This is a genomic window from Nonomuraea sp. NPDC003804 (assembly GCF_040610675.1).
Classification (GTDB): Bacteria; Actinomycetota; Actinomycetes; order Streptosporangiales; family Streptosporangiaceae; genus Nonomuraea.
In genome coordinates this window covers 57583-80769 of the sequence record NZ_JBEXMT010000026.1, presented here as the reverse complement: position 1 = coordinate 80769, position 23187 = coordinate 57583, and the positions used below count along the sequence as shown (strand labels likewise).

The 23187-nt window shown below is 72.1% G+C and carries 23 protein-coding genes; 18 read left to right on the top strand and 5 right to left on the bottom strand.

Going from position 1 to position 23187, the window contains the following annotated elements:
• Positions 1-51 precede the first annotated feature (51 nt).
• Complete coding sequence (locus tag ABZX22_RS31255) at positions 52-537, top strand: MarR family transcriptional regulator (RefSeq protein ID WP_354915782.1); 486 nt, start codon at positions 52-54, stop codon at positions 535-537.
• A gap of 12 nt (positions 538-549) precedes the next feature.
• Positions 550-738: a hypothetical protein gene (locus tag ABZX22_RS31250; RefSeq protein ID WP_354915779.1), complete on the top strand. Its 189-nt coding sequence runs from the start codon at positions 550-552 to the stop codon at positions 736-738.
• Between the two features lie 9 nt (positions 739-747).
• On the opposite strand, the gene ABZX22_RS31245 is transcribed toward ABZX22_RS31250, so the two are convergent.
• Positions 748-1170, bottom strand: a complete 423-nt coding sequence (locus ABZX22_RS31245; RefSeq protein WP_354915777.1) for a hypothetical protein — start codon at positions 1168-1170, stop codon at positions 748-750.
• Between the two features lie 71 nt (positions 1171-1241).
• Here ABZX22_RS31245 and ABZX22_RS31240 point away from each other — a divergent pair, with 71 nt between their 5' ends.
• Complete coding sequence (locus tag ABZX22_RS31240; RefSeq protein WP_354915774.1) at positions 1242-1898, top strand: TetR family transcriptional regulator; 657 nt, start codon at positions 1242-1244, stop codon at positions 1896-1898.
• On the opposite strand, the gene ABZX22_RS31235 is transcribed toward ABZX22_RS31240, so the two are convergent.
• Complete coding sequence (locus ABZX22_RS31235; protein ID WP_354915771.1) at positions 1864-2547, bottom strand: haloacid dehalogenase type II; 684 nt, start codon at positions 2545-2547, stop codon at positions 1864-1866. The genes ABZX22_RS31240 and ABZX22_RS31235 overlap by 35 nt on opposite strands.
• Before the next feature lie 181 nt (positions 2548-2728).
• Here ABZX22_RS31235 and ABZX22_RS31230 point away from each other — a divergent pair, with 181 nt between their 5' ends.
• The 7 genes from ABZX22_RS31230 (at position 2729) to ABZX22_RS31200 (ending at position 7848) form a co-directional block, all read left to right on the top strand.
• On the top strand, positions 2729-2959 hold the full coding sequence (locus ABZX22_RS31230; protein ID WP_354915768.1) for a hypothetical protein: 231 nt from the start codon (positions 2729-2731) through the stop codon (positions 2957-2959).
• 2 nt (positions 2960-2961) lie between these two features.
• On the top strand, positions 2962-3441 hold the full coding sequence (locus tag ABZX22_RS31225; RefSeq protein ID WP_354915765.1) for a Clp protease N-terminal domain-containing protein: 480 nt from the start codon (positions 2962-2964) through the stop codon (positions 3439-3441).
• A 524-nt stretch (positions 3442-3965) separates the two neighbouring features.
• Positions 3966-5120, top strand: a complete 1155-nt coding sequence (locus ABZX22_RS31220) for a serine hydrolase domain-containing protein (protein WP_354915762.1) — start codon at positions 3966-3968, stop codon at positions 5118-5120.
• 48 nt (positions 5121-5168) lie between these two features.
• Entirely contained in the window at positions 5169-5516 is a 348-nt protein-coding gene (locus tag ABZX22_RS31215; RefSeq protein ID WP_354915759.1) for a hypothetical protein, read from the top strand.
• A gap of 95 nt (positions 5517-5611) precedes the next feature.
• Positions 5612-6808, top strand: a complete 1197-nt coding sequence (locus tag ABZX22_RS31210; RefSeq protein ID WP_354915757.1) for a nitroreductase family deazaflavin-dependent oxidoreductase — start codon at positions 5612-5614, stop codon at positions 6806-6808.
• 52 nt (positions 6809-6860) lie between these two features.
• A complete protein-coding gene (locus ABZX22_RS31205; protein ID WP_354915755.1) occupies positions 6861-7385 on the top strand; it encodes a DoxX family protein in 525 nt (174 codons plus the stop codon).
• A gap of 40 nt (positions 7386-7425) precedes the next feature.
• Positions 7426-7848, top strand: a complete 423-nt coding sequence (locus tag ABZX22_RS31200) for a hypothetical protein (protein WP_354915752.1) — start codon at positions 7426-7428, stop codon at positions 7846-7848.
• A gap of 305 nt (positions 7849-8153) precedes the next feature.
• Here the strand turns inward: ABZX22_RS31200 and ABZX22_RS31195 are convergent, their stop codons facing one another.
• Positions 8154-9314 (bottom strand): serine hydrolase domain-containing protein, encoded by a 1161-nt coding sequence (locus tag ABZX22_RS31195; RefSeq protein WP_354915749.1) that lies wholly within the window; start codon positions 9312-9314, stop codon positions 8154-8156.
• A gap of 288 nt (positions 9315-9602) precedes the next feature.
• Between ABZX22_RS31195 and ABZX22_RS31190 the strand changes: the two genes are divergently transcribed.
• The 7 genes from ABZX22_RS31190 (at position 9603) to ABZX22_RS31160 (ending at position 18831) form a co-directional block, all read left to right on the top strand.
• Complete coding sequence (locus ABZX22_RS31190; protein WP_354915747.1) at positions 9603-10823, top strand: histidine kinase; 1221 nt, start codon at positions 9603-9605, stop codon at positions 10821-10823.
• Positions 10820-11509: a response regulator transcription factor gene (locus ABZX22_RS31185; RefSeq protein ID WP_354915744.1), complete on the top strand. Its 690-nt coding sequence runs from the start codon at positions 10820-10822 to the stop codon at positions 11507-11509. The genes ABZX22_RS31190 and ABZX22_RS31185 overlap by 4 nt, the downstream gene beginning before the upstream one ends.
• A 119-nt stretch (positions 11510-11628) precedes the next feature.
• Positions 11629-15126: a carboxypeptidase regulatory-like domain-containing protein gene (locus tag ABZX22_RS31180; protein WP_354915742.1), complete on the top strand. Its 3498-nt coding sequence runs from the start codon at positions 11629-11631 to the stop codon at positions 15124-15126.
• 166 nt (positions 15127-15292) lie between these two features.
• Entirely contained in the window at positions 15293-16210 is a 918-nt protein-coding gene (locus ABZX22_RS31175) for an ABC transporter ATP-binding protein (RefSeq protein ID WP_354915739.1), read from the top strand.
• Positions 16211-16236: 26 nt separating this feature from the next.
• Positions 16237-16941 carry an ABC transporter permease gene (locus ABZX22_RS31170; RefSeq protein WP_354915736.1) on the top strand — a complete coding sequence of 235 codons (705 nt, stop codon included), beginning with the start codon at positions 16237-16239 and terminating at the stop codon, positions 16939-16941.
• 5 nt (positions 16942-16946) lie between these two features.
• Positions 16947-18197, top strand: coding sequence for a sensor histidine kinase (locus tag ABZX22_RS31165; protein ID WP_354915733.1), 1251 nt, complete (start codon positions 16947-16949; stop codon positions 18195-18197).
• A complete protein-coding gene (locus tag ABZX22_RS31160; RefSeq protein WP_354915730.1) occupies positions 18190-18831 on the top strand; it encodes a response regulator transcription factor in 642 nt (213 codons plus the stop codon). Before ABZX22_RS31165 ends, ABZX22_RS31160 begins: the two co-directional genes overlap by 8 nt.
• 3 nt (positions 18832-18834) lie before the next feature.
• On the opposite strand, the gene ABZX22_RS31155 is transcribed toward ABZX22_RS31160, so the two are convergent.
• Together ABZX22_RS31155 and ABZX22_RS31150 are read right to left on the bottom strand one after the other, a co-directional pair.
• Positions 18835-20241, bottom strand: a complete 1407-nt coding sequence (locus tag ABZX22_RS31155; protein ID WP_354915727.1) for a hypothetical protein — start codon at positions 20239-20241, stop codon at positions 18835-18837.
• 46 nt (positions 20242-20287) lie between these two features.
• On the bottom strand, positions 20288-21019 hold the full coding sequence (locus ABZX22_RS31150) for a DUF427 domain-containing protein (protein ID WP_354915724.1): 732 nt from the start codon (positions 21017-21019) through the stop codon (positions 20288-20290).
• Positions 21020-21201: 182 nt separating this feature from the next.
• On the opposite strand from ABZX22_RS31150, the gene ABZX22_RS31145 reads away from it, so the two are divergent.
• Entirely contained in the window at positions 21202-23172 is a 1971-nt protein-coding gene (locus ABZX22_RS31145) for a glycosyl hydrolase family 18 protein (protein WP_354915721.1), read from the top strand.
• Positions 23173-23187: the final 15 nt, after the last annotated feature.

The window sequence follows — 23187 nt, the reverse complement described above, 5'->3', positions numbered from 1 at the left end:
AACGAACGTATATCGTTAGGGCGACTAACGCAAGAGGCTACGATCGTCGGCATGACCACCAGCGACATGCGGCACCACGGCGACGACCCGGCCACCCCCGCCCGGCTGCGGCGGACACCGAGCCGGCTGCTGTCACTGGCGGCGGCGCACGCCGACCGGCTGGTGGGCGCCGGGCTGGCCACCGCGGACGCCCGCAAGTGGCACTACGCCGTCCTGGCCGCCCTCCAGGAGTCAGGCCCGGCCAGCCAGGCCACGCTGAGCCGCCGCACCGGCATCTACCGCAGCGACCTGGTCGCCGTCATCAACGAACTCGCCGAGCGGGGCCACGTCGAACGCGCCCCCGACGCGACCGACCGGCGCCGCAACGTCATCACCCTGACCGGCAAGGGCCGCGACCAGCTGAACCACCTCGACACCCTGCTCGCCAGCCTCCAGGACGACCTGCTCGCCCCCCTGGACGCCGCCGAGCGCGAGCAACTGGCCGACCTCCTCACCCGCCTGATCGCCCACCACTCCCGGACCACCGACGACACCTGATCCCCCGCCGACGTGCGTGACACGCTGGCCGGCGTTCCCGACGCCCGCCTGGCGGACCTCGCCGAGCGGTGGGGACGGATCGAGGAGTTCTTCACGCCGCCCGACACCGGCTACCTGGTCACGCTGATCGGGGAGCTGCGGGAGCTCGCCCGGCGAGCGCAGGCGGACGGGCAGCTCATCTACTGCTGGTGGTGCCTCTAGAAACGGGGCTCATCGGCTGGCGGCGAAGGGGGACCACCGCGCGCACCGCCGGGGTGGCGGTGCGGGCCGGCCCAGGTCCAGGTCGACGCCGGTCGCGGCGCGCAGCCGGCGGCGGTGCTGGGCGTCCAGGACGGCGAGCGCCGGATGCCCCGCGTGCGCGTCCAGCAGGAATCTCGCCTCCGGCATGGCGGCGGCGATCTCGCGCCAGAGCTGTAACAGAGCGGCGCGCATGTCGCGCGGCCACTCCTCCAGCACGGCGTCGAGCCGGGCGTCGAAGGCCCGGTACCAGCGGCGCTGCACCTCGCGCAGGAACTCCTCGATCGCACCGAACTCGGCGGTCACCTCCGCCGCCAGCGCGGCGGGCACGACCGGCTGCCCCGTCGCCGCGACCTCGGCCAGTACGGCATGGACCAGCTGATGACGACGGCGCACCCGATCCCATGACATGGCCTCGACCTACTCTGTGTCGGTGACATACACAGTGTATGTCGTATGCTCGGCGCATGTCATCTGTCAAGGGCCGGCGGGAGCAGTACGCGCAGGAGACCCGGTCCGCTCTTCTCGAAGCGGCCCGGCGCCGCTTCGCCGAGCAGGGCTTCGCCGGGACGGCACTTGAGGACGTCGCGGCCGACATCCAGGCCAGCCGCGGCGCGGTCTATCACCACTTCGCGAACAAGACGGCGCTGTTCGAGGCGGTGCTCGACAGGCTGGAGACCGAGATGATCCACCGCGTGATCGAGTCGAGCGCGCGGGCCGACGACCCCTGGCAGGCGGCGATGGCGGCCGTTGAGGCGTTCCTCGACCACTGCTGCGACCCCGACTACGGGCGCGTGGTCTGGCAGGAGGCGCCCCGCGCGCTGGGACTGCAGCGGTGGAAGGAGTACGAGGAGAAGTACGCCTACGGGCTGATCGGGCAGCTCATCCGGGGCCTCATGGACAGCGGCGAGGTCCCGCCGCTGCCGCTGGAGCCGATGACCCGCATCAGCTTCCACATTCTCGGCGCCGCGGGGATGGCCCTGGCCGAGTCCTCCGACGCGGACAAGCCTCGCGTCAGGGACGAGTACTCGCGGGCGATCCGGCATCTGCTGAACGGCGCCCGCACCGCCAGGCCGGAGACCGGAACGGTCACCCGCCCGTCCACATCGCCGCCAGCGCCATGAGGTCACGGGCCGACACGCTGGGGGCGGTCATCACGCTCGGGTACGGCGTGCCGCGCCGGTCCAGCCAGGCCCCGGCCAGGCCGGCCCGCATGGCCCCGTCGACGTCCCAGGGATGCACCGCGACCAGGGCCGCCTGTTCGGGCCGCACCCCCGCCCGGCCGACCGCGTACTCGTAGGCGGCGCGCGCCGGCTTCCAGACCCGGGGGCCGCTCACGTCCAGCCTGGCCTCCACCAGGTCCAGCACCCCCTCGCGAGCCAGGATCCCCTCGGTCGTCGCGGCGGCGCCGTTGGTCATGGTGAGCAGCCGGATGCCGCCGTCCCGCAGCGTCCGCATGCCGTCGGGGACGTCCGGATGCAGCCGCAGCTCGGTGAAGGCGCGAAGGATCCGCTCGATCGCCGCGTCGGCGTCGATGTCCCGGCCGGCGAGCAGGCCCCTGAGCACGTCGGCGGCGATCGCGGCGAACTCGGCGTACCCGCCGGCCGCGGTGAGCGCGAACCCGTCGCGCAGCACGCTCGCGAACCAGGTGGCCACGAGGTGCCCCGGCAGCCCGACGTCCTCGAAGCGGGCGCGCAGCGGGTCCATGTCGGTGAGCGTCTCGTTCACGTCGAAGATCACGACATGCGGTCTCGTCCGCGGTCCGTCGGTCATGGCTCCTCCTCCGGGCGAAGCGAGCAGGCCGCCGCCGTCGCGGCGGCGCGCGGGCGAGCGCAGGCCCACGTCAGTCCATTCCCGGTACGGCGCGCGGCGTCACGAAGCGGCGGGCGCGACCCCCACCCGAGATAAGCAACTCGCGTTGACTAGCACACTTTTGTCAACTAGAGTTGCTTACATGTCCGGTGCCGAGATTCCCTCATCCCAGGACCCCGCCGACGCGCTGGCGGCCGTGGCGGCGTTGCGGCGCCTGGCCGACCAGATCGAGGACGCCGCCGTCGAGCAGGCCATGCGCGCCGGCTGGAGCTGGCCGCAGGTCGCCGAGGCGCTCGGCGTCACACGCCAGGCCGTCCACAAGAAGCACGCCAAGCGGCTCATCGCCGCGGGCGTCACGCTCAGGAGACGCTGACGATGTCCACCTTCGACAAGTACCTTCAAACCATCATCGAGAACGGCGCGGCCGAAGCCCACGCCGACAGGTCGGCCACGATCGAGGCCCACCACCTCCTGCTGGCCATCGCCGGCGAGCCGGAGAGCGCCACCCGGCAGGCGCTGACCGAGGCCGGCCTCGACCGGCAGGCCATCCGCGACGCGCTCGACCGGGAGTTCGAGCACAGCCTGGGCGGGGCGGGAGTGTCCCTGGCGTCGTTCGACCTTCCCCGGCCGAGCCCCGCCGCCAAACGCCCGACACAGCTGGGGGCCTCGGCCAAGCTCGCACTCGAGCGGATCGCCCGCTCGCACCGCAAGAAGGACCTGCGACCGGCGCACCTGCTGCTCGCGATCCTGCGGGCCGAGGTCGGCATCGTGCCGAGGGCGCTGGCCATGGCCGGCGTCGACCGCGCCGGCCTGCAAGACCGCGTCCTGCAGACGCTCACCACCGAGACCACCTGACCGGCGGGCGCGGCTGAGGCCGAACGGCCGCTCCGGCGGGCCCTTCCGCCACACCGCCCTGGCGCGTTACTGGCCGAACCGGCCCCCACACGCCCTCGGCGCCTTCCCGTTCTCGGCATCCCCTGCATCCCCTGCATCCCGGCAGCCGCATCTCCGCAACCGCATCCCTGGCATCCCGCCATCCCGCCATCCCGCGCGTGTCACCCCGCATCCGGCATCCCGCACGCGCGCAACACCCGGCATCCCGGCGTCCCGGCATCCCGCATGTGCGCATCCGCGGCGCCCGGAGCCTCGGAACCTCGGAACCTCGGCATCGCCGGTGTTCTCGATCGGTGCCGACACGCCCGGACACCGGGCCACCGCACTCCTCCGTGCCCATCGCCCGGCGCGCGAGGCCGTACGCCGGGCCGTACCCCCGGAGTAGCGCCGCCGCGCGTTCCGTGGCGCGGCATCTCGAAAACACCCATCCACGAGCGGGTCCGTGCCGCCCTGGCACGGCCCGCGCGATCCCGAAGGACACCCTCATGCTCACACGCACCGCCCGCCTGCTGCTCATCACCGGGGCCATGGTCGCCGCAGGCGCCATGCCTCACGCCGCGTCCGCCGGGCCCGGCCACGCCGGGGTCCAGCGCGTGCTCGACCGCGCCGTGACCGAGGGCGGCGTTCCCGGCATCCTCGCCGAGATCCGCGACGGCCGGCAGCGCTGGTACGGCACGGCGGGCGTGGCCGACACCGCGACCGGCAGGGAGCGCCGCCCGCAGGACCGCTTCCGCATCGGCAGCACCACCAAGGCGTTCGTGGCCACCGTGATCCTTCGGCTCGCCGCCGAGGGCAGGCTCGATCTCGACGACACCGTGGAGAAGTGGCTGCCCGGCCTGGTCCGCGGCAACGGCCACGACGGCGCGGCGGTCACCCTCAGGCAGTTGCTCGGCAACACCAGCGGGATCTACGACTACCTGCAGGATCAGGCGGCGGTGAACCAGCACGAGTACCCCACCCCTGAGCAGCTCGTCCGCATCGCGGTGACCCACCCGCCCGTCTTCCGGCCCGGCACGAGCTGGGGGTACTCCCAGACCAACTACGTGCTCGCCGGCATGGTCGTCGAGCGCGCGACCGGCAGGACGCTGGCCGACGAGATCGCCCGGCGGATCACCGGCCCGCTCGGACTGTCAGGGACGTACCTGCCGCGCGCCGACGACCTGACGATCCGCGGGCCGCACTCCCTGCACTACACCAGGCTCAACTCGCCCGACCCCGACGCCAAGATCTACGACGTGACCGAGTTGAACACCTCCCCGTTCTGGGCGGCCGGCGGCATGATCTCCACGGCCGGAGACCTCAACCGGTTCTTCCGCGCGCTGCTGGGCGGCCGGCTCCTGCCGCCGGCCCAGCAGCGCGAGATGTTCACCACGGTCCCGACCAAGGACTGGATCCCCGGCACCGCCTACGGCCTCGGCGTCTCCTCGATGAAACTGCCGTGCGGCACGACCGTCTGGGGCATGGGCGGCGCCATCTTCGGCTCGTGGTCGTACACGTACGGCACCCGCGACGGCAGCCGCGTGCTCGCGACCAACGTCAACGGCGACTGGGCCCGCGGCCCGTGGAAGGACCCGCTCGGCATCTTCACCGACGTGCTGGAGGCGGAGTTCTGCCCCGGCGGCGCCTCCCGGCGGTCGTAGGCACCGCGGCGGGACCGGGGACGCGACCCGGTCCCGCCGTTCTGCTCGGTGCTTCTCGTCGAGCAGGCGGCCGAACTGCTGCTCGAACTGCCCGCACCCGCCGGTGTCAGGGCGGGGCTGTTCCGGATGATGGCCGATCTTCCCGGAGTGTGTTCGCTCGGCGGCGTGCGGGACCCGCTCGGCCGCGCCGCGGACGGGGTCGCCCTGCGGACCTGCGAGCCCGGCTACGGCACCGACCTGCAGCTCCTGTTCGACAAGGACGCCGGTCGCCTGCTGTCGGTGAACAGGTCGGCCGGCTCGCAGGGCTGCTCGGACCTCCGGCCCACCGGGTGGAGCGCCGTCCTGGAGACCGGCTGGACGGACGAGTCGCCCGAGCTTCCCGCGAACCACTCGTGACCGCTTGACTTGAACCCCGCTTCAGGTTTCAGACTTCCGGCGAGGCCGTCGCCGCTCGCGACGCCGTACTGAACCTGACTCGCGGAGGAATCGCCATGCCGGAACAGCCGACCGCCGACCTGTGGCCCGACATCGCCCGCCCCGACGCCGGCACCGTCCTGGTGACGGAGTCGCCCGCCCAGCACCGCGCCACGGTGGAGCAGGCCGTCGCCGGCCTGGAGCGCGGGCCCTGGCCGGAGGGGCTCCTCTCGTTCAGCGCCTTCGCGAGCACCGACGGGGAGAAGGTGCTCACCTACACCCAATGGGCGGACGGTGGCGCCGACCGGGAGTTCACGGCCGGCGCCACCCGTGCCGAGCCGGTCGAGTACCGGCTCTACCGCACCGTCCCGAAGAACGGCGTGCCGTCTCCCCCGCAGGACGGCCCGCCGTCCCCTTCGGGGGACCGCCCGCCGTCCCCCGGGATCCTCGTGGCGGCCGGTGTCGGGTTCGACGGCCCTGACCCGGAACGGCAGCGGCGCTGGGTCGACACCGTGCTGGCCGCGCTGGACGGCGAGACGGCACCCGCGCCGGGCGGGATCTCGGGCTACTTCCACATCAGCACCGACGGCACCCGCGCGCTCGCCTACGCGGAGTGGACCGACGAGCAGGCGCACCGCGACGCCGTCGAGGGCTCCGGTCAGGGCACGGTGGGGTCGTCGCCCGGGTGGCGGCTGGTCAGGGAGTTCCCGGGGGTGACGAGCGGCGGCTTCACCCGCTACCGCCTGCTGCGCAGCCTGTCCACGCCCGCACCGGGGACCCGGGACGAGACGGGAACCCGAGACGAGGTCGGGGCGAAGGATGAGGTCGGGGCGCAGGACGAGGTCGTGGACAACCCGACCGGCTGGGTCGCCGCGCACATCCAGGCCTACGTCGAGTCAGACGGCGCCCGTGGCCACCTGTACCAGGGCTGGCCGACGCTGCTGCTCACCACCCGGGGCCGCCGGTCGGGCAAGCGGCGCCGTACCGCGCTGATCTACGGCCAGGACGGCGACCGCTACCTGCTGGTGGCCTCGAACGCCGGGTCGGCCCAGCATCCCGCCTGGTATCTCAACCTGATCGCGGATCCCGAGGTCGACGTCCAGGTCGCCGCGGAGAAGTTCACCGCCCGCGCCCGTCTCGCCACCGCCGAGGAGAAGGGGCCGCTGTGGGAGCGGATGACGGAGATCTTTCCGCTCTACGACAGCTACCAGGAGAAATCGGCTCGCGACATCCCGCTGGTGATCCTCGAGCGCCTTGACGGCAAGAAGAACTGATCCAGAATTCGGTCCACTCATAATGCCTGCTCCAGCCGGGTAAGAACGCCGTATGAAGGTGAAGGCCGAGGACATTGGAGTGCTGCTGCTGCGCGTGCCCGCCGGACTGCTGCTCATGGGGCACGGCGCGCAGAAGCTGTTCGGCTGGTTCGACGGCGGCGGCCCCGACAAGACCGGCGAGGTGATGACCGCGCTCGGATACCCGCACGGCAAGCTCGTCGGCACGGTCGCGGGGCTCGGCGAGCTCGGCTCCGGCGCGGGGATCGCCCTGGGCGCGGCCACACCGGTGTCGGCCGCCGGACTCATCGCCACGATGACCAACGCGATCGTCGCCGCCCACCTGCCGCAGGGGCTGTGGGCGCAGCACGGCGGGTTCGAGTACCCGCTCGTGCTCGGCACGGCCGCGACGGCGCTGGCGGTGCACGGCCCTGGCAGCCTGTCGGTCGACGCGATGCTCGGCGTCGAGCGCAAGGGGCTCACCTGGGGGATGGTGGCGCTGGTTCTCGGCGTCAGCAGCGCGGCGGTCGTCCTCTCGTTGCGCCGGCAGAACCAGGCCGGCGAGGCGGAGAATCCGTAGATCGGATGAGCCGTTCGCCGATCTCATACGTCAAACGGTCATGAGGATCTGGCGAATCGCGCTTCTCCCGGCGCTCCTGCTGTCCCTGGGACTCTCCTCCGCGCATCCCGCCCAGGCGGCGGACGTCGAGACGAAGGTGCTCGTCGCGCTCCGCAAGCAGGGCGGTTTCGCGGGCTTCGACGACCGGGTGACCGTCTACACCAACGGGTGCGTACGGCTGAGCCGCAGGACCGGGCCGACCGTCGACAAGTGCCTGACCAAGAAGGAGGTCGCCGCACTTCGCGGCCACCTGAAGCACCTGCGCCTGGGCCGCTCCGAGGCGCAGCCGCAGGGGGCCGACTTCATCAAGTACACGATCAGCTACAAGGGTCACCGCGCCAGCCGCTACACGCTGACCACCAGCTGGAGCCCGGTCGTGCGGAACCTGGAGCAGCTCCTCGAGAGGTACTGGGCACCGGACTGAGGCACGACGTCGTGGGCGCGCCGGCCGTCCGGATCGCTGGGCGCCCAGCGGACAGACACGTCGGCGATCTCGGCGTCCTGCGCGAGCGACCTCCCGTGAAGGACCGGCGACCTCCCGCTGGGAGCCGGCGAGCACCGGTTGAGAGGGCCGACGACCCCCGGGAAGGACCGGCGAACTCCCGCGCAGCGCGAGCAACCTCCCATGGGGAGCCGGCGACCCCCACTGAGGGTCGGTGGCCTCCGCTGAGGGTCGGTGGCCTCCGGTGGAGGGCGGGTGCAGGGGGCCGGGCGAAGGGTGGGTGGGGCTCAGGAGGCCGTCGAGCGGTCGCAGAGGGCCCGGTCGATCAGGTCGCCCACGGCCTTCTCCTGCGCCATGGACCGCTGGTCGCCCAGCTGCGTGCTCATGGACACCACGACGCTGCGGCGGCCGTCCGCCGTGACCCCGGTCCGCGTCTTGTACCCGTAGTCGTCGCCGCCGTGGTGCCAGTAGACGCCCCCGCACGACAGCGGCCGCGAGCCGAGCCCCAGGCCGTAGCGGGCTCCCGGCCAGACCGCCTCGTGGGCGGGGGCCCTGACGGTCTTCTTCATCTCGGCGAGCTGCTCGGCGGGCACCAGCGTGCCGCCCAGCAGGGCGCGCAGGAACCGGTTGGTGTCGGCGGTGGTGGAGATGAGGCCGCCGGCGGCGTCGCCGTCGAAGTGCTTGGTAACGTCCAGCGGGGCGGCCGGCGGAATGATCAGGTAGCCCCTGGCGTGCGGGCGCGGGACGTCGTTCGAGGTCCCCGACCACACGGTACGGCGCAGCCCGAGCGGCCGGCTGATCCGGTCGGCGACCTCCTGGTGCCACGCCCGCCCGGTGACCTTCTTGATGATCATGCTGATCAGCAGGTAGCCGGTGTTGGAGTAGCGCCAGGCGGTGCCGGGCGCGAAGTCCGGCTTGTGCTTCACGGCCTTGGCGACGATCTCCTCCTCGGTGAACCGGTCGTACCGGTGCTCCAGGAGCTCCTCGACCGAGGCGTAGGCGGGGTAGGCGTCGTAGATGCCGCTGGTGTGCTGGAGGAGCTGGCGGACCGTGATCTTGCTGCCGTCGTTGCCGTTGCCCTGGACGACTCCGGGCAGCAGTTCCTCCACCGTGTCGTCGAGGGAGAGCTTGCCCTCGGCCGCGAGCTGCAGGATCACGGCGGCCACGAACGTCTTGGTGGTGCTGGCGATCCTCAGGTAGCCGTTGGCGGGGACGGGGCGCCGGGTCCCGTGGACGGCGGTGCCGCTGGTGGCTACCAGGTTCGCGCCGGTCGGGGTGACCACCCGGGCCTGCACGCCGATGGTGCCGATCTTCTTGAGCGCGTCGACGTCGCGTTGGAGGTCGGCCTGGCCGTACCGCGGCGTGGCGGTGGCGCCGGCGGGGAGGGCGGTGGCGAGCACGGCCGCGGCCACGGCGGTCAGCAGCGCGGCGCGGGGTGTGTGACGCATGTGTTCTCCTGGGTGTTCGGATCTAGCCGGGGACTGCCCGCGGCAGCCCCCGGGATCGCGCGGAGGCCCCGGGACGGCCGGTGCCGTGAAGGCCCTGGACGCAGGGGGGAGCCGGGGAAGGCCCCCCGTCGCGGGTTCGCGATTCGACCCTAGAAAAGGGAAACGGCCAGGTGATCGGCCGTGAGCGGGGTTCCGGCGTCGGCCGGAGGGAGGATCTGCGGGCCGTACGGGCAACTTTGGATGCGTATGGCGGGAAGACGCTCTCCCCCGCTCTAAGGTGGCGTGGTGATGGGGAGGATCCCGGCCGCGCGGCGGTGGTTCGCCGAGCACCCGCGCGTGGCCGACGTCATGCTCGCCGCCGCGCTGACCACGGAGGTGCTGCTGGTCAGAGTGAGCGTCGGGATTCCCGACGATCCCGGCAGGACGGCCGTGGTAGGGGCGTTGCTGCTCGCGCAGGCCGTCCCGCTGCTGTGGCGCAGGTCGCGGGCCTGGCTCGTGATGGCCGTGGTGAGTGTCGCCTACATGGCGTTCGAGATGGCCGATCCCATGATCGGGTTCCGCGACGGCCTGTCCGTGGGGTTCGCCGTCTACGCCGTCGCCCGCTACACGTCCCCGCCGGCGAGCCTGGCGGCGGTCGGCGCGGGGGTGGTCGTGGTGCTCGCGCCCGATGTGGTGCTCAGACCGCTGGCGGGCATGCCGCTGCCGCCCGACCTGCGCCCCGGGTTCGTGGAGGGTCTGCTGGTCATCGGGCTGCTGTGGGGGGTGTGGCTGCTGGGCAGTTCCCAGCGCCACATCCGCGCCGACGCGGCCACGCTGCTGGAGCTGACCGCGCGGTTGCGCGCCGAGCAGGAGGTGAGCGCCGCGAGGGCGGTGACCGCCGAGCGCTCCCGCATCGCCAGGGACCTGCACGACCTGGTGGCCCACCACGTCAGCGCCATCGCCATGCAGGCGCGGGTCACGGCCGAGGTGCTGACCGACGATCCCGAGCTGGCGGGCCGCGGCATGGCGGGGATCGGGACGACCGCCGACACGGCGCTGCTGGAGATGCGCAGAATGCTCAAGCTCCTGGCGGACGACGAGGCGGGAGCGGCGGGGCCGCTCAGCCCGGAGCCGTCGCTGCGGCACCTCCACCGGCTCGCGTCGGCGGCGCGGGCGGCCGGCGGCGAGGTCGAGGTGAGCGTCGAGATCGGTCCCGACGGGGAAGGCGGGGTGCCGCCCGCCGTCCAGGTGTCGGCCTGCCGGGTGGTGCAGGAGGCGCTGACGAACGTCCTCAAGCACGCGGGCCCCACCTCGGCCCGCGTCGAGGTGCGGCAGGTGGGAGAGGAGCTCGTCGTGATGGTCGCCAACGCCCCCGGTCCGCCGGGGCACGTGCCCATGACGGGCTCGGGGCTGGGACTGATCGGCATGCGGGAGCGCGTCGCGCTGTTCGGCGGCACACTCAGCGCCGGTCCTCTCCCGGACGGCGGCTGGCAGATCCTGGCGACCTTCCGATGGGAGGGGGCGGGGTGACGACGGTCCGGGTGCTGATCGCCGACGACCAGGATCTGGTCCGGGCGGCCCTGCGCGCCATGCTGGACCGGCGGCCGGGTCTGGAGGTGGTCGGCGACGTGGCCGACGGCGAGCAGGTGGTGGCCGCCGCCGTCGAGCTGCGGCCTGACGTGGTGCTCATGGACGTGCGCATGCCCGGCATGACGGGGATCGAGGCGACGGGACGCATCCTGGGCGCCTGGCCGCACCAGGGTCCGGCCCCGAGGGTGCTGGTGCTGACCACCTTCGACCTCGACGAGTACGTCCACGCCGCGCTGCGCGCCGGGGCCAGCGGTTTCCTGCTGAAGAACTCCTCGCCCGACCAGCTCGCCCACGCCGTCAGGGTGGTGGCCGCCGGGGAGGCCATGCTGGCGCCCGCCGTCACGCAGCGGCTGATCGGCGCCTTCGCCGCGATCCCGCCCGCCCTGCTGGCCCGGCCGGCGCCGGCCGAGGGCGCGGGACGGCTGGACAGCCTCACCCGGCGGGAGCTGGAGGTGCTCATGCTGGTCGCCAGGGGCCTGTCCAACGCCCGGATCGCCGAGAGCCTCAACCTGTCGGAGGCTGGGGTGAAGAGCAGGGTCAACCGCATCCTCACCCGGCTCGGCCTGGACAACCGCGTCCAGGCGGCCATCCTGGCGCACGAGTGCGGCCTCCTCGATGGCGGCTGAGCGGACCCTCACCTCCGATAGGTCACATTTCCCACATATGACGCACTGACCTCTTGAAAAGCTGACTGACGGGGGTCACGCTTCGTGCACATGGAGGTAAAGATCGCCTAGGAGCGCCCGTGACCCAGTCCCCCCGGCACCGGCGAGCGATCCTGTTAGGGATCCTCGCGATGCTCGCCCTCCTTCTCCCCTTCGGCGTCGCGCACGCCGCACCGGAACCACAGAAGATCAGCGAAGCCGTCCGCGCCGACCTGTCCCAGGACGACAAGGCCAGGTTCTGGGTGCGGTTGAAGGGCGAGGCCGGCCTCAGCGCCGCGCACCGGGCCACCACCAAGGTCGACAAGGCCAGGCAGGTCTTCGCCGCCAAGACGCAGCACGCCAGGGCCTCCCAGGCGAACCTCCGCAAGCTGCTCGAGGCCCGCGATGCCGAGTTCACCCCCTTCTGGATCGTCAACGCGGTCGTCGTCACCGCCGACGCCAAGCTCGCCGCCGAGATCGCCGAGCTGCCCGAGGTCACGGCCATCGAGCCGGTCAGGACGCTCTCCCTGCCCAAGCCCGTCCCCGGTACGGCGGAGGCGAAGGTCAACGCCGTCGAGTGGAACGTCGACCGCGTCAACGCCCCCCGCGTCTGGAACGAGCTGGGCACCAGGGGTGAGGGTGTCGTCGTCGCGCACATCGACACGGGCGCCCAGTTCGACCACCCGGAGATCGCCGCGCAGTACCGGGGCAGGATCCCGGGCGGCGGCTACGACCACAACTACAACTGGTTCGACCCCGCGCGGGTCTGCCCCAGCCCGGCCCCGTGTGACAACAACGGCCACGGCACCCACGTCATGGGCACCATGGTGGGCGCCTCGGGCATCGGCGTCGCGCCCGGCGCCACGTGGATCGCCGCCAAGGGCTGCGAGGGCCAGACCTGCACGGACGCCTCGCTGCTGGCGGCCGGCCAGTGGGTGCTCGCGCCGACGGACCTGACCGGCGCCAACCCGCGCCCCGACCTGGCCCCGGACATCGTCAACAACTCCTGGGGCGGGCCCGGCTTCGACCCCTGGTACAAGGCGACGGTCGACGCGTGGATCGCGGCCGGGATCTTCCCCATGTTCGCCAACGGCAACGAGGGGCCCGCCTGCCGTACCAGTGGCTCGCCCGGCCAGTACGTGACCGGCTACAGCACCGGCGGCTTCGACGTGAACAACGTCGTCTACAGCCGCTCCAGCAGGGGCGAGGGCGAGAACGGCGAGATCAAGCCGAACATCTCGGCGCCCGCCGTGAACGTCCGCTCGTCGGTGCCCGGCGGCGGCTACAGCAGCTTCACCGGCACCTCGATGGCCTCGCCGCACGTGGCGGCCACGGTCGCGCTGATCTGGTCGGCCTCGCCGCGCCTGCAGGGCGACATCGCGGCGACACGGCCGCTGCTGGACGGCACCGCGATCGACGTCAACGACACCACCTGCGGCGGCACCGCGGCCGACAACAACGTGTGGGGCGAGGGCCGGCTCGACGCCTTCGCCGCGGTCAGCGCCGCGCCACGCGAAGGGCTCGGCGGGCTCAAGGGCACGATCACCGCGGAGGGCGCGCCGGTCCCGGGCGCCACGGTCGCCGTCACGGGGCCGCTGAGCCGTACGGTCACCACCGGGCAGGACGGCGCCTACACCCTGCCGCGCCTGGTGCCCGGCGAGTACCGGATCACGGTGACCAAGTTCGGCTACGGCGAGGCCACCGCGACCGCCACGGTCGTCGCCGAGCAGAGCACGACCACGGACGTGACGCTGACGCCGACCGCCTCGGCCGTCGTCTCCGGTACGGTCACCACCGCCGGCACGCCCGAACCGGGCGCCACGGTCGCCGCCCGGGGCACGCCGGTCAGCGCGGTCACCGACGCGTCGGGCAGGTACCGGCTGACGCTGCCGCACGGCAGCTACGAGCTCACCGTCACCCCTGCCTCCCGCTGCTCCAGCGGCGCCACCGCCGAGGTCACCGTCGCGGGCGACGTGACCAAGGACATCGAGCTGCCGCTGCGCGGCGACAACTTCGGCTACACCTGCAGGAGCGGCTCCGACGCCTACGTGGCCGGCACCGAGAAGCTCGCGCTCACCGGCGACGACGAGGCGACGCAGGTGACGCTGCCGTTCACCGTCCCCTACTACGGCACGGGCCAGTCGCGCGCGTGGGTGACCACCAACGGCTTCGCCTCCTTCGCCACCGACCGGGCCACCTCGGGCAGCAACGGCACCCTCCCGACGACCACGGCGCCCAACCTGGCGGTCTACCCGTTCTGGGACGACCTGGTGGTGGACGCCCAGGCGGGCGTCTACACCGCGACGAGCGGCACCGCTCCCCGCAGGACCTTCGTCATCGAGTGGCGGAACGTCACCTTCTACTCCGACACCACCCAGCGGATGTCGTTCTCCGTCGTGCTGGGCGAGGACGGCTCGATCGGCTACCGCTACAAGGACGTCGACAGCGAGCGGGAGCAGGGGTCGAGCGCCACCGTCGGCATCGAGAACGCGGGCGGCACCGACGCCCTGCTGTACTCCTACAACGCCGCGGCGCTCGCCGACGGGCAGAGCCTGACGGTGACGCCGAGCAGGCACGGCCTGGCGATCGGCACCGTCACCGACGCCAACGACGGCGACCCGCTCGCCGGGGCGCAGGTGAAGATCGGCGACGTGGCGACCTTCACCACCGGCGCGGACGGCACCTTCTACGGGCAGGTCCCTGCCGGCGACTACGCGGTGGAGGTCTCCAGGGAGCACTACGGCACCTTCTCCAAGCAGGTCACCATCGCGCCCGGCACGCTCACCAGGATCGACACCGCGCTGGTCACCGGGCGGGTGAGCGCCTCGGTGGCCGAGGTGACCGTGGTGATGCCCGCGGGGGCGAGCAGGACCCGCACGGTGGAGCTGACCAACCTGGGCTCACCCACCGCCTACACGGCCACGACGGCCGACGGGGCATGGCTCTCCGTCACCCCGGCCGCGGGCGAGCTGGCCAAGGGGCAGTCGGCGGCCCTGAAGATCACCGCCTCCGGCGACGGGCTCCAGCCGGGCAGCGTCAGGACCGGCACGCTGACCGTCCGCTCGGCCAGCGGCCGGCAGCCGGTCATCGAGATCAAGGTGACGGTCGCGGTGCCGAAGCTCCAGGTGGCCGTGGACGCGGGCGGCACCAAGGCGCTGGTGGACGGCGAGGGCGATTCCTGGACGGCCGACCGGAAGTACGCCCAGGGCGCCCACGGCTACGTCGCCACCTCCTCCTCGACGCACTCCACGACCAGGACCATCCAGGGCACGACCGAGCAGGAGCTGTTCCGCCGGGTCAGGGAGAACATGCTGGAATACCGCTTCGACAACGTCCCGTCCGGCACGTACACCGTGGAGCTGGGCTTCGCGGAGACCAGGTCGATGGCGATGGGCAAGCGCGTCTTCGACGTGATCGTCGAGGGCCAGCTGGCCATCCCGGCGCTCGACCTGGCGCTGGAGGCCGGCACGTACACCGCGGTGACCAGGCAGCACACGGTGAAGGTGACCGACGGCCAGCTCAACGTGCGCTTCGCGGCACGCAAGGGGGCGCCGATCGTCAGCTTCGTCCGCATCTCGGAGCGGCCCGACAAGCCGTGACATGACGCCGCGGCCCCCTCCGCCCGGAGGGGGCCGCGGCCGTTTACCGGGCCGGTCGCCCGGTCCGCCATCCACCGTTCGGTGGATTCGCGGATCAGCAGGATCGGCCGGTGATCGTGGCCGCGCGGCCGATTCGCCGCCGGGCGCGGCGGATCATGCTTCTCGCATGGCAGTCATCGAGGTCAGCGACCTGACCAAGCAGTACGCGGACCTGACGGTCCTGGACAGGATGTCGTTCTCCGTGGAGGAGGGCGAGATCTTCGGCATCCTCGGCCCCAACGGAGCCGGCAAGACCACGACGGTGGAGTGCGTGGAGGGCCTGCGGCGGCCCGACGGCGGGTCGATCAGGGTGCTCGGGCTCGACCCGGTCAAGGACGGCCGCCGGCTGCGGGAGCGCATCGGCGTCCAGCTGCAGCACACCCAGCTGCCGGAGAACATCAAGGTGTGGGAGGCGCTCGACCTCTACGCCGCCTTCTACGCCGAGCCCCGCGACTGGCGGCGGCTGCTGGAGGAGTGGGGCCTGGCCGACAAGCGCGACGCCCGCTTCGGGAAGCTGTCGGGCGGCCAGAAGCAGCGGCTGTTCATCGCGCTGGCGCTGGTGGGCAACCCCCGGGTGGCCTTTCTCGACGAGCTCACCACGGGGCTCGACCCGCAGGCCCGCCGCGCCACCTGGGAGCTGATCAAGCAGGTCAGGGCGTCGGGCGTGACCGTGGTGCTGGTCAGCCACTTCATGGACGAGGTGGAGGAGCTGTGCGACAGGGTGGCGGTCGTCGACCGCGGCTCCGTCGTCGCGCTCGACACCCCCGCCGGCCTGATCGACGCGACCGACGCCGAGCACCAGATGCGCTTCACGCTCATGGCGGGCGAGGCCACCGACCCGGCGGTCCTGCTGGGCGGCCTGCCCGGCGTCTCGGGCGTGTCCAGGAACGGCGGTCAGGTGGTCGTCACCGGACGGGGCGACTTCGCCACGGCCGTCACCGCCACCCTGGCGCGCAACCACGTCCTGGTCGCCGACCTGCGCATCGACAAGCGCACCCTCGACGACGCGTTCGTGGCCCTGACCGGCCGCTCCTTCCACCGCTGACCACCCGTTCCCCAGGGAGACCCGCCATGACCGCGATCACCAAGCTCACCACCGTCGAGCTGAAGCTGCTCGTCCGCGAGCCCGGCTCGATGTTCACCGTCCTCATCCCCCTCTTCATCCTGGTGATCTTCGGCAGCTCGATCAAGCCGGGCGACACCGTGCTGCTGCCCATGTCGCTGGCGATCGCCGTGGGGCTCGTGGGCCTGTACATGCTGCCCACCACCCTGGCCACCTACCGGGAGCGCGGCATCCTGCGCAGGCTCTCCACCACTCCGGTCCGGCCGGGGAGCATGCTGGCGGTCCAGCTGATCCTGCAGCTGGTCCTCGTGGTGGCCACCTGCGGCCTGCTGATCGCCGTCGCGGGGACGATCCTCGGCGCCGACCTGCCCGACCGTGTCCTGTCGCTGGCCGCCGCCTTCGCGCTGGGCACGGCCGCGATGTTCGCGATCGGCCTGCTCATCGCGGCCGTGGCCGCCAACGGCCGCGCCGCCAACGGTGTGGGTGTCCTGCTGTACTTCCCGATGGCCTACCTCGCCGGACTCATGCAGCCGACGAGCCAGATGCCCGTTTTCCTGGCCCGCGTCGGCGCGTACACTCCCCTGGGCGCCTTCAGGCAGGCGCTGCAGGACGTCTGGGCGGGCGGTACGCCGAGCCTCCTGCTACTGGGCGTCATGGCCGCGTACGCGGTGATCGTCAGCCTGGCCGCGGCCAGGTTCTTCCGCTGGGAGTGATCACGATGTCGGTGGCGGGTGAGCGCCTCGACCGATGGGAGAGGCGCCTGGACGGCTTCATGTCCGCCACGCCCTACCTGCTCCTGGTGATCTCCACGACGCTCGCCTGGCTCACCGGTGACTCCGCGTGGGACCACCGCCTGGTCACCCTCGGCCTGGCCGCCCTCGCCGCCTCCTGGATCTGGGTGATGACCGCCCGCCGCCACTCGTGGCGGTCGAACGGCACCGCGGGGGCCGTCTACCTCACCGGCCTGGTGGTCCTGATCGCGGTGCTGAGCACCCGCGGGGTGTGGTTCGCCGGCTTCTTCGCCTTCACCGGCTACCTCCACTCCTGGCACTACCTCCAGGGGAAGTGGAGGTTCGCGGGAGTGACCGCCACCGCGGCGATCTGCATCACCGCCTACACCGGTGGGCTGCCCGCGCCCACCCCGTCCGCCGTCCTGACCCATCTCTTCTTCATCGCCGCGATCGTGGCCGTCGTGAGCCTGTTCAGCTTCGTCGGCGAGGTCACGGCCGAGCGCAGCGCCGAACGGAAGCGGATGGTGGCCCAGCTCGAGGAGACGATGCGGGAGAACGCGGGGCTGCACACCCAGCTGCTGATCCAGGCGCGGGAGGCAGGCGTGCTCGACGAACGGCAGCGCATGGCGGGCGAGATCCACGACACCATCGCCCAGGGGCTGACCGGCATCATCACCCAGCTCCAGGCCGCGGCGCACGCCAAGGAGTCGGGCGAGGACCACGCCGAGTGGCGGCGCCACGTCGACAACGCCACCCGCCTGGCCCGCGAGAGCCTCGCCGAGGCGCGCCGGTCCGTCCACGCCGTCGGGCCCGGCCAGCTGGAGTCGGCCCCGCTCCCCGACGCGCTGGCCGAGGTGGCCGGCGCCTGGTCGGAGTTCAACGGCGTGCGCGCCGACGTCACCACGACCGGTACGGCCCGCCCCCTGCATCCCGAACTGGAGACGACCCTGCTGCGGACAGCCCAGGAAGCCCTCGCGAACGTGGCCAAGCACGCACGCGCCACCCGCGTCGGGATCACCCTGTCGTACATGGAGGACCTGGTCACGCTGGACGTGCGCGACGACGGCGCGGGCTTCGACCCCGAGCGCGTCGCGGACGGCGGCGGTTTCGGCCTGACGTCCATGCGCCGGCGGGTGAGCCGCCTGGCGGGCACGCTGGAGATCGAGTCGGAGCCCGGCGGCGGCACCGCGATCTCCGCGAGTGTCCCCGCCGTCACGAGGGAGGCCCCGCATGTCTGAGACCCCCGTCAGGCTGCTGATCGCCGACGACCACCCCATCGTCCGCGACGGCATCCGCGGGATGTTCACCGCGGACCCGCGCTTCGAGGTGGTCGGCGAGGCGGGCGACGGCGCGCAGGCCGTCGAGCTCGCCCGCGCGCTGCGCCCCGACGTCGTCCTCATGGACCTGCGGATGCCGAGGATGGACGGCGTGACGGCCATCAAGAAGCTCGCCGAGATCGGCAGCACGGCCCGCGTCCTCGTGCTCACCACCTACGACACCGACAGCGACGTGCTGCCCGCCATCGAGGCAGGAGCCACCGGCTACCTCCTCAAGGACGCGCCGCGCGACGAGCTCATGCGGGCCGTCCACGCGGCGGCCCGCGGCGAGGCCGTCCTGTCCCCGTCGGTCGCCACCCGCCTGCTCGGCCGGGTGCGCGCGCCCGTCGACCCGCTGAGCGCCAGGGAGCTGGAGGTCCTGCGGCTGATCGCCCAGGGCACCACCAACCGCGAGGCGGCGGCGCGCCTGTTCATCAGCGAGGCCACGGTCAAGACCCACGTGCTGCACATCTACACCAAGCTCGGCGTCAACGACCGCGCGGCGGCCGTCGCGGTCGCCTACCAGCGCGGGCTGCTCACCCTCGACGACGGCTGACCACTACTTCTTCAGCACCACCGTCCCGCGGGACTCACCCGGATAGACCATGACGAGGAACCGCTGGCGAGCGTCGCCGTCCTCCTCCAGCGCGGCCGCGCTGCCGCGCACGTGCACGCGGATCCGGTAGCGGCCCGGCCCCTTCACGAGCGGGTCGGGGAAGGTCTCGTCCTCCCAGGTGGACAGCTCGCCCGTGGGGCTGGTGTAGCCGATCTCGACGACCTTCTCCCAGCCGGCGCGCTCGACCGGGGGACGCCTGCCGTACCCCTCGACCGTGACGCAGACGTGCATCGCCTCGTCCGCGGTGAGGACGGAGACCTCGCCGTCGACGGCTCCCACGAGGTCGTTGCCGAACGCCTTGTCGAGCGACGCGCCGTTCCAGTCCTCGTTCTCGACGGCGGTCACCGCGCCGAAGTCCGACCACACCGGCGCCGTGCCGCGCACCGCCGGCCTGATCCGCGGCCGGCGCGGCGGGCCGGTCGCGCAGCGTTCCTTGGCGGTCGCGTTGAACGCGTCGTTCTCCGCGTCCTGCCGTTGCCGCTCGGCCTGTTCCCTGGCGTCCACTTCGGGGCAGAGCAGCGCCAGCGCCTGCGTGGTGCCGACGCCGGCGACGTCCACGCCGGTCCGGGCGCGGAGCCGCTCGATCTCGCCGGGGTCGGCGCGCATGCTCGCCCGGCACAGGTTCCTGCCGAGGGCGACCAGTTCGCTGTCGGTCCGGTCGCCGAGCGCCCGCGGTAGGACATACGTCTCCCGCCGGACCACGCAGACGAAGGCCTGCTCCCTGTCGGCCCTGCTGACCGGTCGGCTGCCGTAGCCGAGGTGCCAGCGATCGCAGCTCTCGTCGCCGGGCCACGTCGCCTTCCCCAGGGCCGCGTCACCGGTCTGCAGGCTCAGCAGGAGAAGGACGGCCACCGCGGCGGCCGCCGTACGGGAGATCCAGCCCCGCCGCCGCGTGCCGGGCACCCGCACCGCGACCAGGATCAGCACGCCGGCGAGCACGTCGCACGCGTTCCAGAGGGCGAACCCGTCCAGGGCGAAGAACGGCGCCCATGACCGCGCGCACTCCGCCTCTACCGCCAGATCGACCGCCGCGAACCCGAGCGTCATGAGGGAGCCCCACGTCAGCCCGAGCCCGGTCAGCCAGCCCACGGCGCGGCCCCAGCGCGGCGACCCCGTGCGCACCAGAAGCAGCCAGAGACCGAACCCGACGAGGACGATCACCGGTTGCGGCACCATGGCCAGCGGCTGGAGCACCATGCCGACCTCGTCGTAGAGATCGAAGCCCGGGCACGCAACCCCCCACCCCGAGACGATGACGAGACCGGACTCCGCGAGGAAAGCGGCCGCGAAGAGCACCACGACCAGCGCGAGGGCGACCGCCCAGAGGACGATTGATGATCGCCGTAACATGGGCCGCCACCCTACCGCCCGGCTCCGACAGGCCGCCGGAAACGACCTAGCTGAACGGGGTCCTGGGGCGGTCCTGCGGCTGCTCGTCGACGTAGATGTCCACCTTCTCGTTGTAGAAGGCGATCAGCCCGCCGATCCGCTGGCTCTCGGGCAGCGGCGTGCGGTACGACCAGGCCAGATCCCTGCGGCCGTTGACCGTCCAGTACTCCGCCGTCCCCTTGTACGGGCACTGGGTGGCGGTGTCGGTCGGCTCCAGCAGGTCGAAGCGGACGTCCGTCTTCGGCAGGTAGTACCGCGGCGGCAGCCCCGTCTCGAACAGGATCACCGGGCGCGTCGAGTCGGCCACGGTCACGCCGTCGACCTCGACCCTGACCCGGCGGGAGCTGGGCAGGATGTCGACGCGTGTGTAGGGGTCGCGAGGGTGGACGTAGACCTCCTCGTCCTCCTCGAACCAGGCGTCCATCGCCGACCACTCCAGCCGGACGTACTCCCGTAGCTCCTCGATCGGGGAGTCGGGGTGGGTGAGGGCCGCGCCGGCCGCCTCCTTGCCGTCCACGACGACGGTGTGGACGACGCCCTCGCCGCGGCTGGGCGAGTGGGTGGTGGCGCCGGTCGGCTTGAGCTCCGCCCGCTCGAGGTCGGCGAGGGGCAGGTAGTAGGTCGGGTAGTGGGGGCTCTCCCAGACCAGGAGCGCCCGCGTCGTGTCGACGATCTTGCGTCCGCCGAGGTAGGTGCGCACGCGCTTCGCCGTCGGCTCGACCTTCAATCGGCTCTTCATTCCTTCGCCAACCCCGCGGGCGCCCGGCCTATTCCTCAGGCGAGTGTGCGCGAGTGTATTGACGCTGCCGCAGGTAGAGGTTAACGTCATCTCAAAATTAAAAGGAAACCTTACTAATAGTTTCCTGATCAGGCCTCCCATCCCACACCCCGTTCACCCCCCAACAGGATGTCGGAGCATCGATGAGACACACCGTCCTCAGCAAGGTCCTCGCAGGCGCGGCGGCGTTACTCATGCCGCTCACCGCGGCAGCCGTCGTCCCCGCCGGCGCGTACGGCGCCGCCACCTCCACCAGCTCGGCGGCCGCCTTCGCCGCCTGGGCACCGTGGACCGCCTACACGGCCGGCACCCGCGTCACCTACAACGGCGTCGAGTACGAGTGCCTGCAGAGCCACACCTCCCAGCCCGGCTGGGAGCCGCCCAACGTCCCCGCCCTGTGGAAGGTCGCGGGCGGCGGCGGAGGCGACACCACCGCGCCATCCGTCCCCGGCAACGTGCGCTCCACCGGCGTCACCTCCAACAGCGTCTCCCTGGCCTGGAACGCCTCCACCGACAACGTCGGCGTCACCGGCTACGAGATCTACCGCGGCGGCACCCTCGTCACCACCGTCACCAGCACCACCCACACCGACACCGGCCTGACCGCCAACACCGCCTACACCTACACCGTCCGCGCCCGCGACGCCGCCGGCAACCAGTCCGCCCACAGCACCGCCGTCACCGCCACCACCACAGGCGGCGGCGGAGGCGACACCACCGCGCCGTCCGTCCCCGGCAACGTGCGCTCCACCGGCGTCACCTCCAACAGCGTCTCCCTGGCCTGGAACGCCTCCACCGACAACGTCGGCGTCACCGGCTACGAGATCTACCGCGGCGGCACCCTCGTCACCACCGTCACCAGCACCACCCACACCGACACCGGCCTGACCGCCAACACCGCCTACACCTACACCGTCCGCGCCCGCGACGCCGCCGGCAACCAGTCCGCCCACAGCACCGCCGTCACCGCCACCACCACAGGCGGCGGCGGAGGCGGCGGCAACAAGGTCCTCGGCTACTTCGTCCAGTGGGGCGTCTACCAGCGCGCCTACCACGTCAAGAACATCGACACCAGCGGCTCGGCGGCGAAGCTGACCCACATCAACTACGCCTTCGGCAACGTCCAGAACGGCCAGTGCACGATCGGCGACAGCTACGCCGACTACGACCGCTTCTACCAGGCGGGCGAGAGCGTCGACGGCGTCGCCGACACGTGGGACGCCGGCGCCCTGCGCGGCAACTTCAACCAGCTGCGCAAGCTCAAGCAGAAGTACCCGAACCTCAAGGTGCTGTTCTCCTTCGGCGGCTGGACCTGGTCCGGCGGCTTCGGCCAGGCCGCGCAGAACCCCACCGCCTTCGCCGAGTCCTGCTACCGCCTGGTGGAGGACCCGCGCTGGGCCGACGTCTTCGACGGCATCGACATCGACTGGGAGTACCCGAACGCCTGCGGCCTCACCTGCGACACCAGCGGGCCCGCGGCGTTCAGGAACCTGATGTCCGCCCTGCGCACCCGCTTCGGCTCGGGCAACCTGGTCACCGCGGCCATCACCGCCGACGGCACCAGCGGCGGCAAGATCGATGCGGCCGACTACGGCGGCGCCGCGCAGTACGTCGACTGGTACAACGTCATGACCTACGACTTCTTCGGCGCGTGGGCGGCCCAGGGCCCGACCGCCCCGCACTCGCCGCTCACCAGCTACAACGGCATCCCGATCGCGGGCTTCCACTCCGACAACGCCATCCAGAAGCTGAAGAGCAAGGGCGTCCCGGCCGGCAAGCTCCTGCTCGGCATCGGCTTCTACGGCCGCGGCTGGACCGGCGTCACCCAGGCCGCGCCCGGCGGCACGGCGACGGGCCCCGCGCCCGGCACGTACGAGCAGGGCATCGAGGACTACAAGGTCCTCAAGACCCGCTGCCCCGCCACCGGGACGGTCGCGGGCACGGCCTACGCCTACTGCGGCAACCAGTGGTGGAGTTACGACACGCCGAGCACGATCGGCGGCAAGATGAGCTACTCGAAGGACCAGGGCCTGGGCGGCGCGTTCTTCTGGGAGCTCAGCGGTGACACCACCAACGGCGAGCTGATCACCGCGATGAAGAACGGCCTGGGGTGACCTCGGGCTGACCTG

What these genes read in the sequence shown, in the direction of transcription:
- ABZX22_RS31255 (WP_354915782.1), top strand. Translation starts at nt 52, where the DNA reads ATGACCACCAGCGACATGCGGCACCACGGCGACGACCCGGCCACCCCC.
- ABZX22_RS31240 (WP_354915774.1), top strand. Translation starts at nt 1,242, where the DNA reads ATGTCATCTGTCAAGGGCCGGCGGGAGCAGTACGCGCAGGAGACCCGG.
- ABZX22_RS31235 (WP_354915771.1), bottom strand. Translation starts at nt 2,547, where the DNA reads ATGACCGACGGACCGCGGACGAGACCGCATGTCGTGATCTTCGACGTG.
- ABZX22_RS31230 (WP_354915768.1), top strand. Translation starts at nt 2,729, where the DNA reads ATGTCCGGTGCCGAGATTCCCTCATCCCAGGACCCCGCCGACGCGCTG.
- ABZX22_RS31225 (WP_354915765.1), top strand. Translation starts at nt 2,962, where the DNA reads ATGTCCACCTTCGACAAGTACCTTCAAACCATCATCGAGAACGGCGCG.
- ABZX22_RS31220 (WP_354915762.1), top strand. Translation starts at nt 3,966, where the DNA reads ATGCTCACACGCACCGCCCGCCTGCTGCTCATCACCGGGGCCATGGTC.
- ABZX22_RS31210 (WP_354915757.1), top strand. Translation starts at nt 5,612, where the DNA reads ATGCCGGAACAGCCGACCGCCGACCTGTGGCCCGACATCGCCCGCCCC.
- ABZX22_RS31205 (WP_354915755.1), top strand. Translation starts at nt 6,861, where the DNA reads ATGAAGGTGAAGGCCGAGGACATTGGAGTGCTGCTGCTGCGCGTGCCC.
- ABZX22_RS31200 (WP_354915752.1), top strand. Translation starts at nt 7,426, where the DNA reads ATGAGGATCTGGCGAATCGCGCTTCTCCCGGCGCTCCTGCTGTCCCTG.
- ABZX22_RS31195 (WP_354915749.1), bottom strand. Translation starts at nt 9,314, where the DNA reads ATGCGTCACACACCCCGCGCCGCGCTGCTGACCGCCGTGGCCGCGGCC.
- ABZX22_RS31190 (WP_354915747.1), top strand. Translation starts at nt 9,603, where the DNA reads ATGGGGAGGATCCCGGCCGCGCGGCGGTGGTTCGCCGAGCACCCGCGC.
- ABZX22_RS31175 (WP_354915739.1), top strand. Translation starts at nt 15,293, where the DNA reads ATGGCAGTCATCGAGGTCAGCGACCTGACCAAGCAGTACGCGGACCTG.
- ABZX22_RS31170 (WP_354915736.1), top strand. Translation starts at nt 16,237, where the DNA reads ATGACCGCGATCACCAAGCTCACCACCGTCGAGCTGAAGCTGCTCGTC.
- ABZX22_RS31165 (WP_354915733.1), top strand. Translation starts at nt 16,947, where the DNA reads ATGTCGGTGGCGGGTGAGCGCCTCGACCGATGGGAGAGGCGCCTGGAC.
- ABZX22_RS31160 (WP_354915730.1), top strand. Translation starts at nt 18,190, where the DNA reads ATGTCTGAGACCCCCGTCAGGCTGCTGATCGCCGACGACCACCCCATC.
- ABZX22_RS31155 (WP_354915727.1), bottom strand. Translation starts at nt 20,241, where the DNA reads ATGTTACGGCGATCATCAATCGTCCTCTGGGCGGTCGCCCTCGCGCTG.
- ABZX22_RS31150 (WP_354915724.1), bottom strand. Translation starts at nt 21,019, where the DNA reads ATGAAGAGCCGATTGAAGGTCGAGCCGACGGCGAAGCGCGTGCGCACC.
- ABZX22_RS31145 (WP_354915721.1), top strand. Translation starts at nt 21,202, where the DNA reads ATGAGACACACCGTCCTCAGCAAGGTCCTCGCAGGCGCGGCGGCGTTA.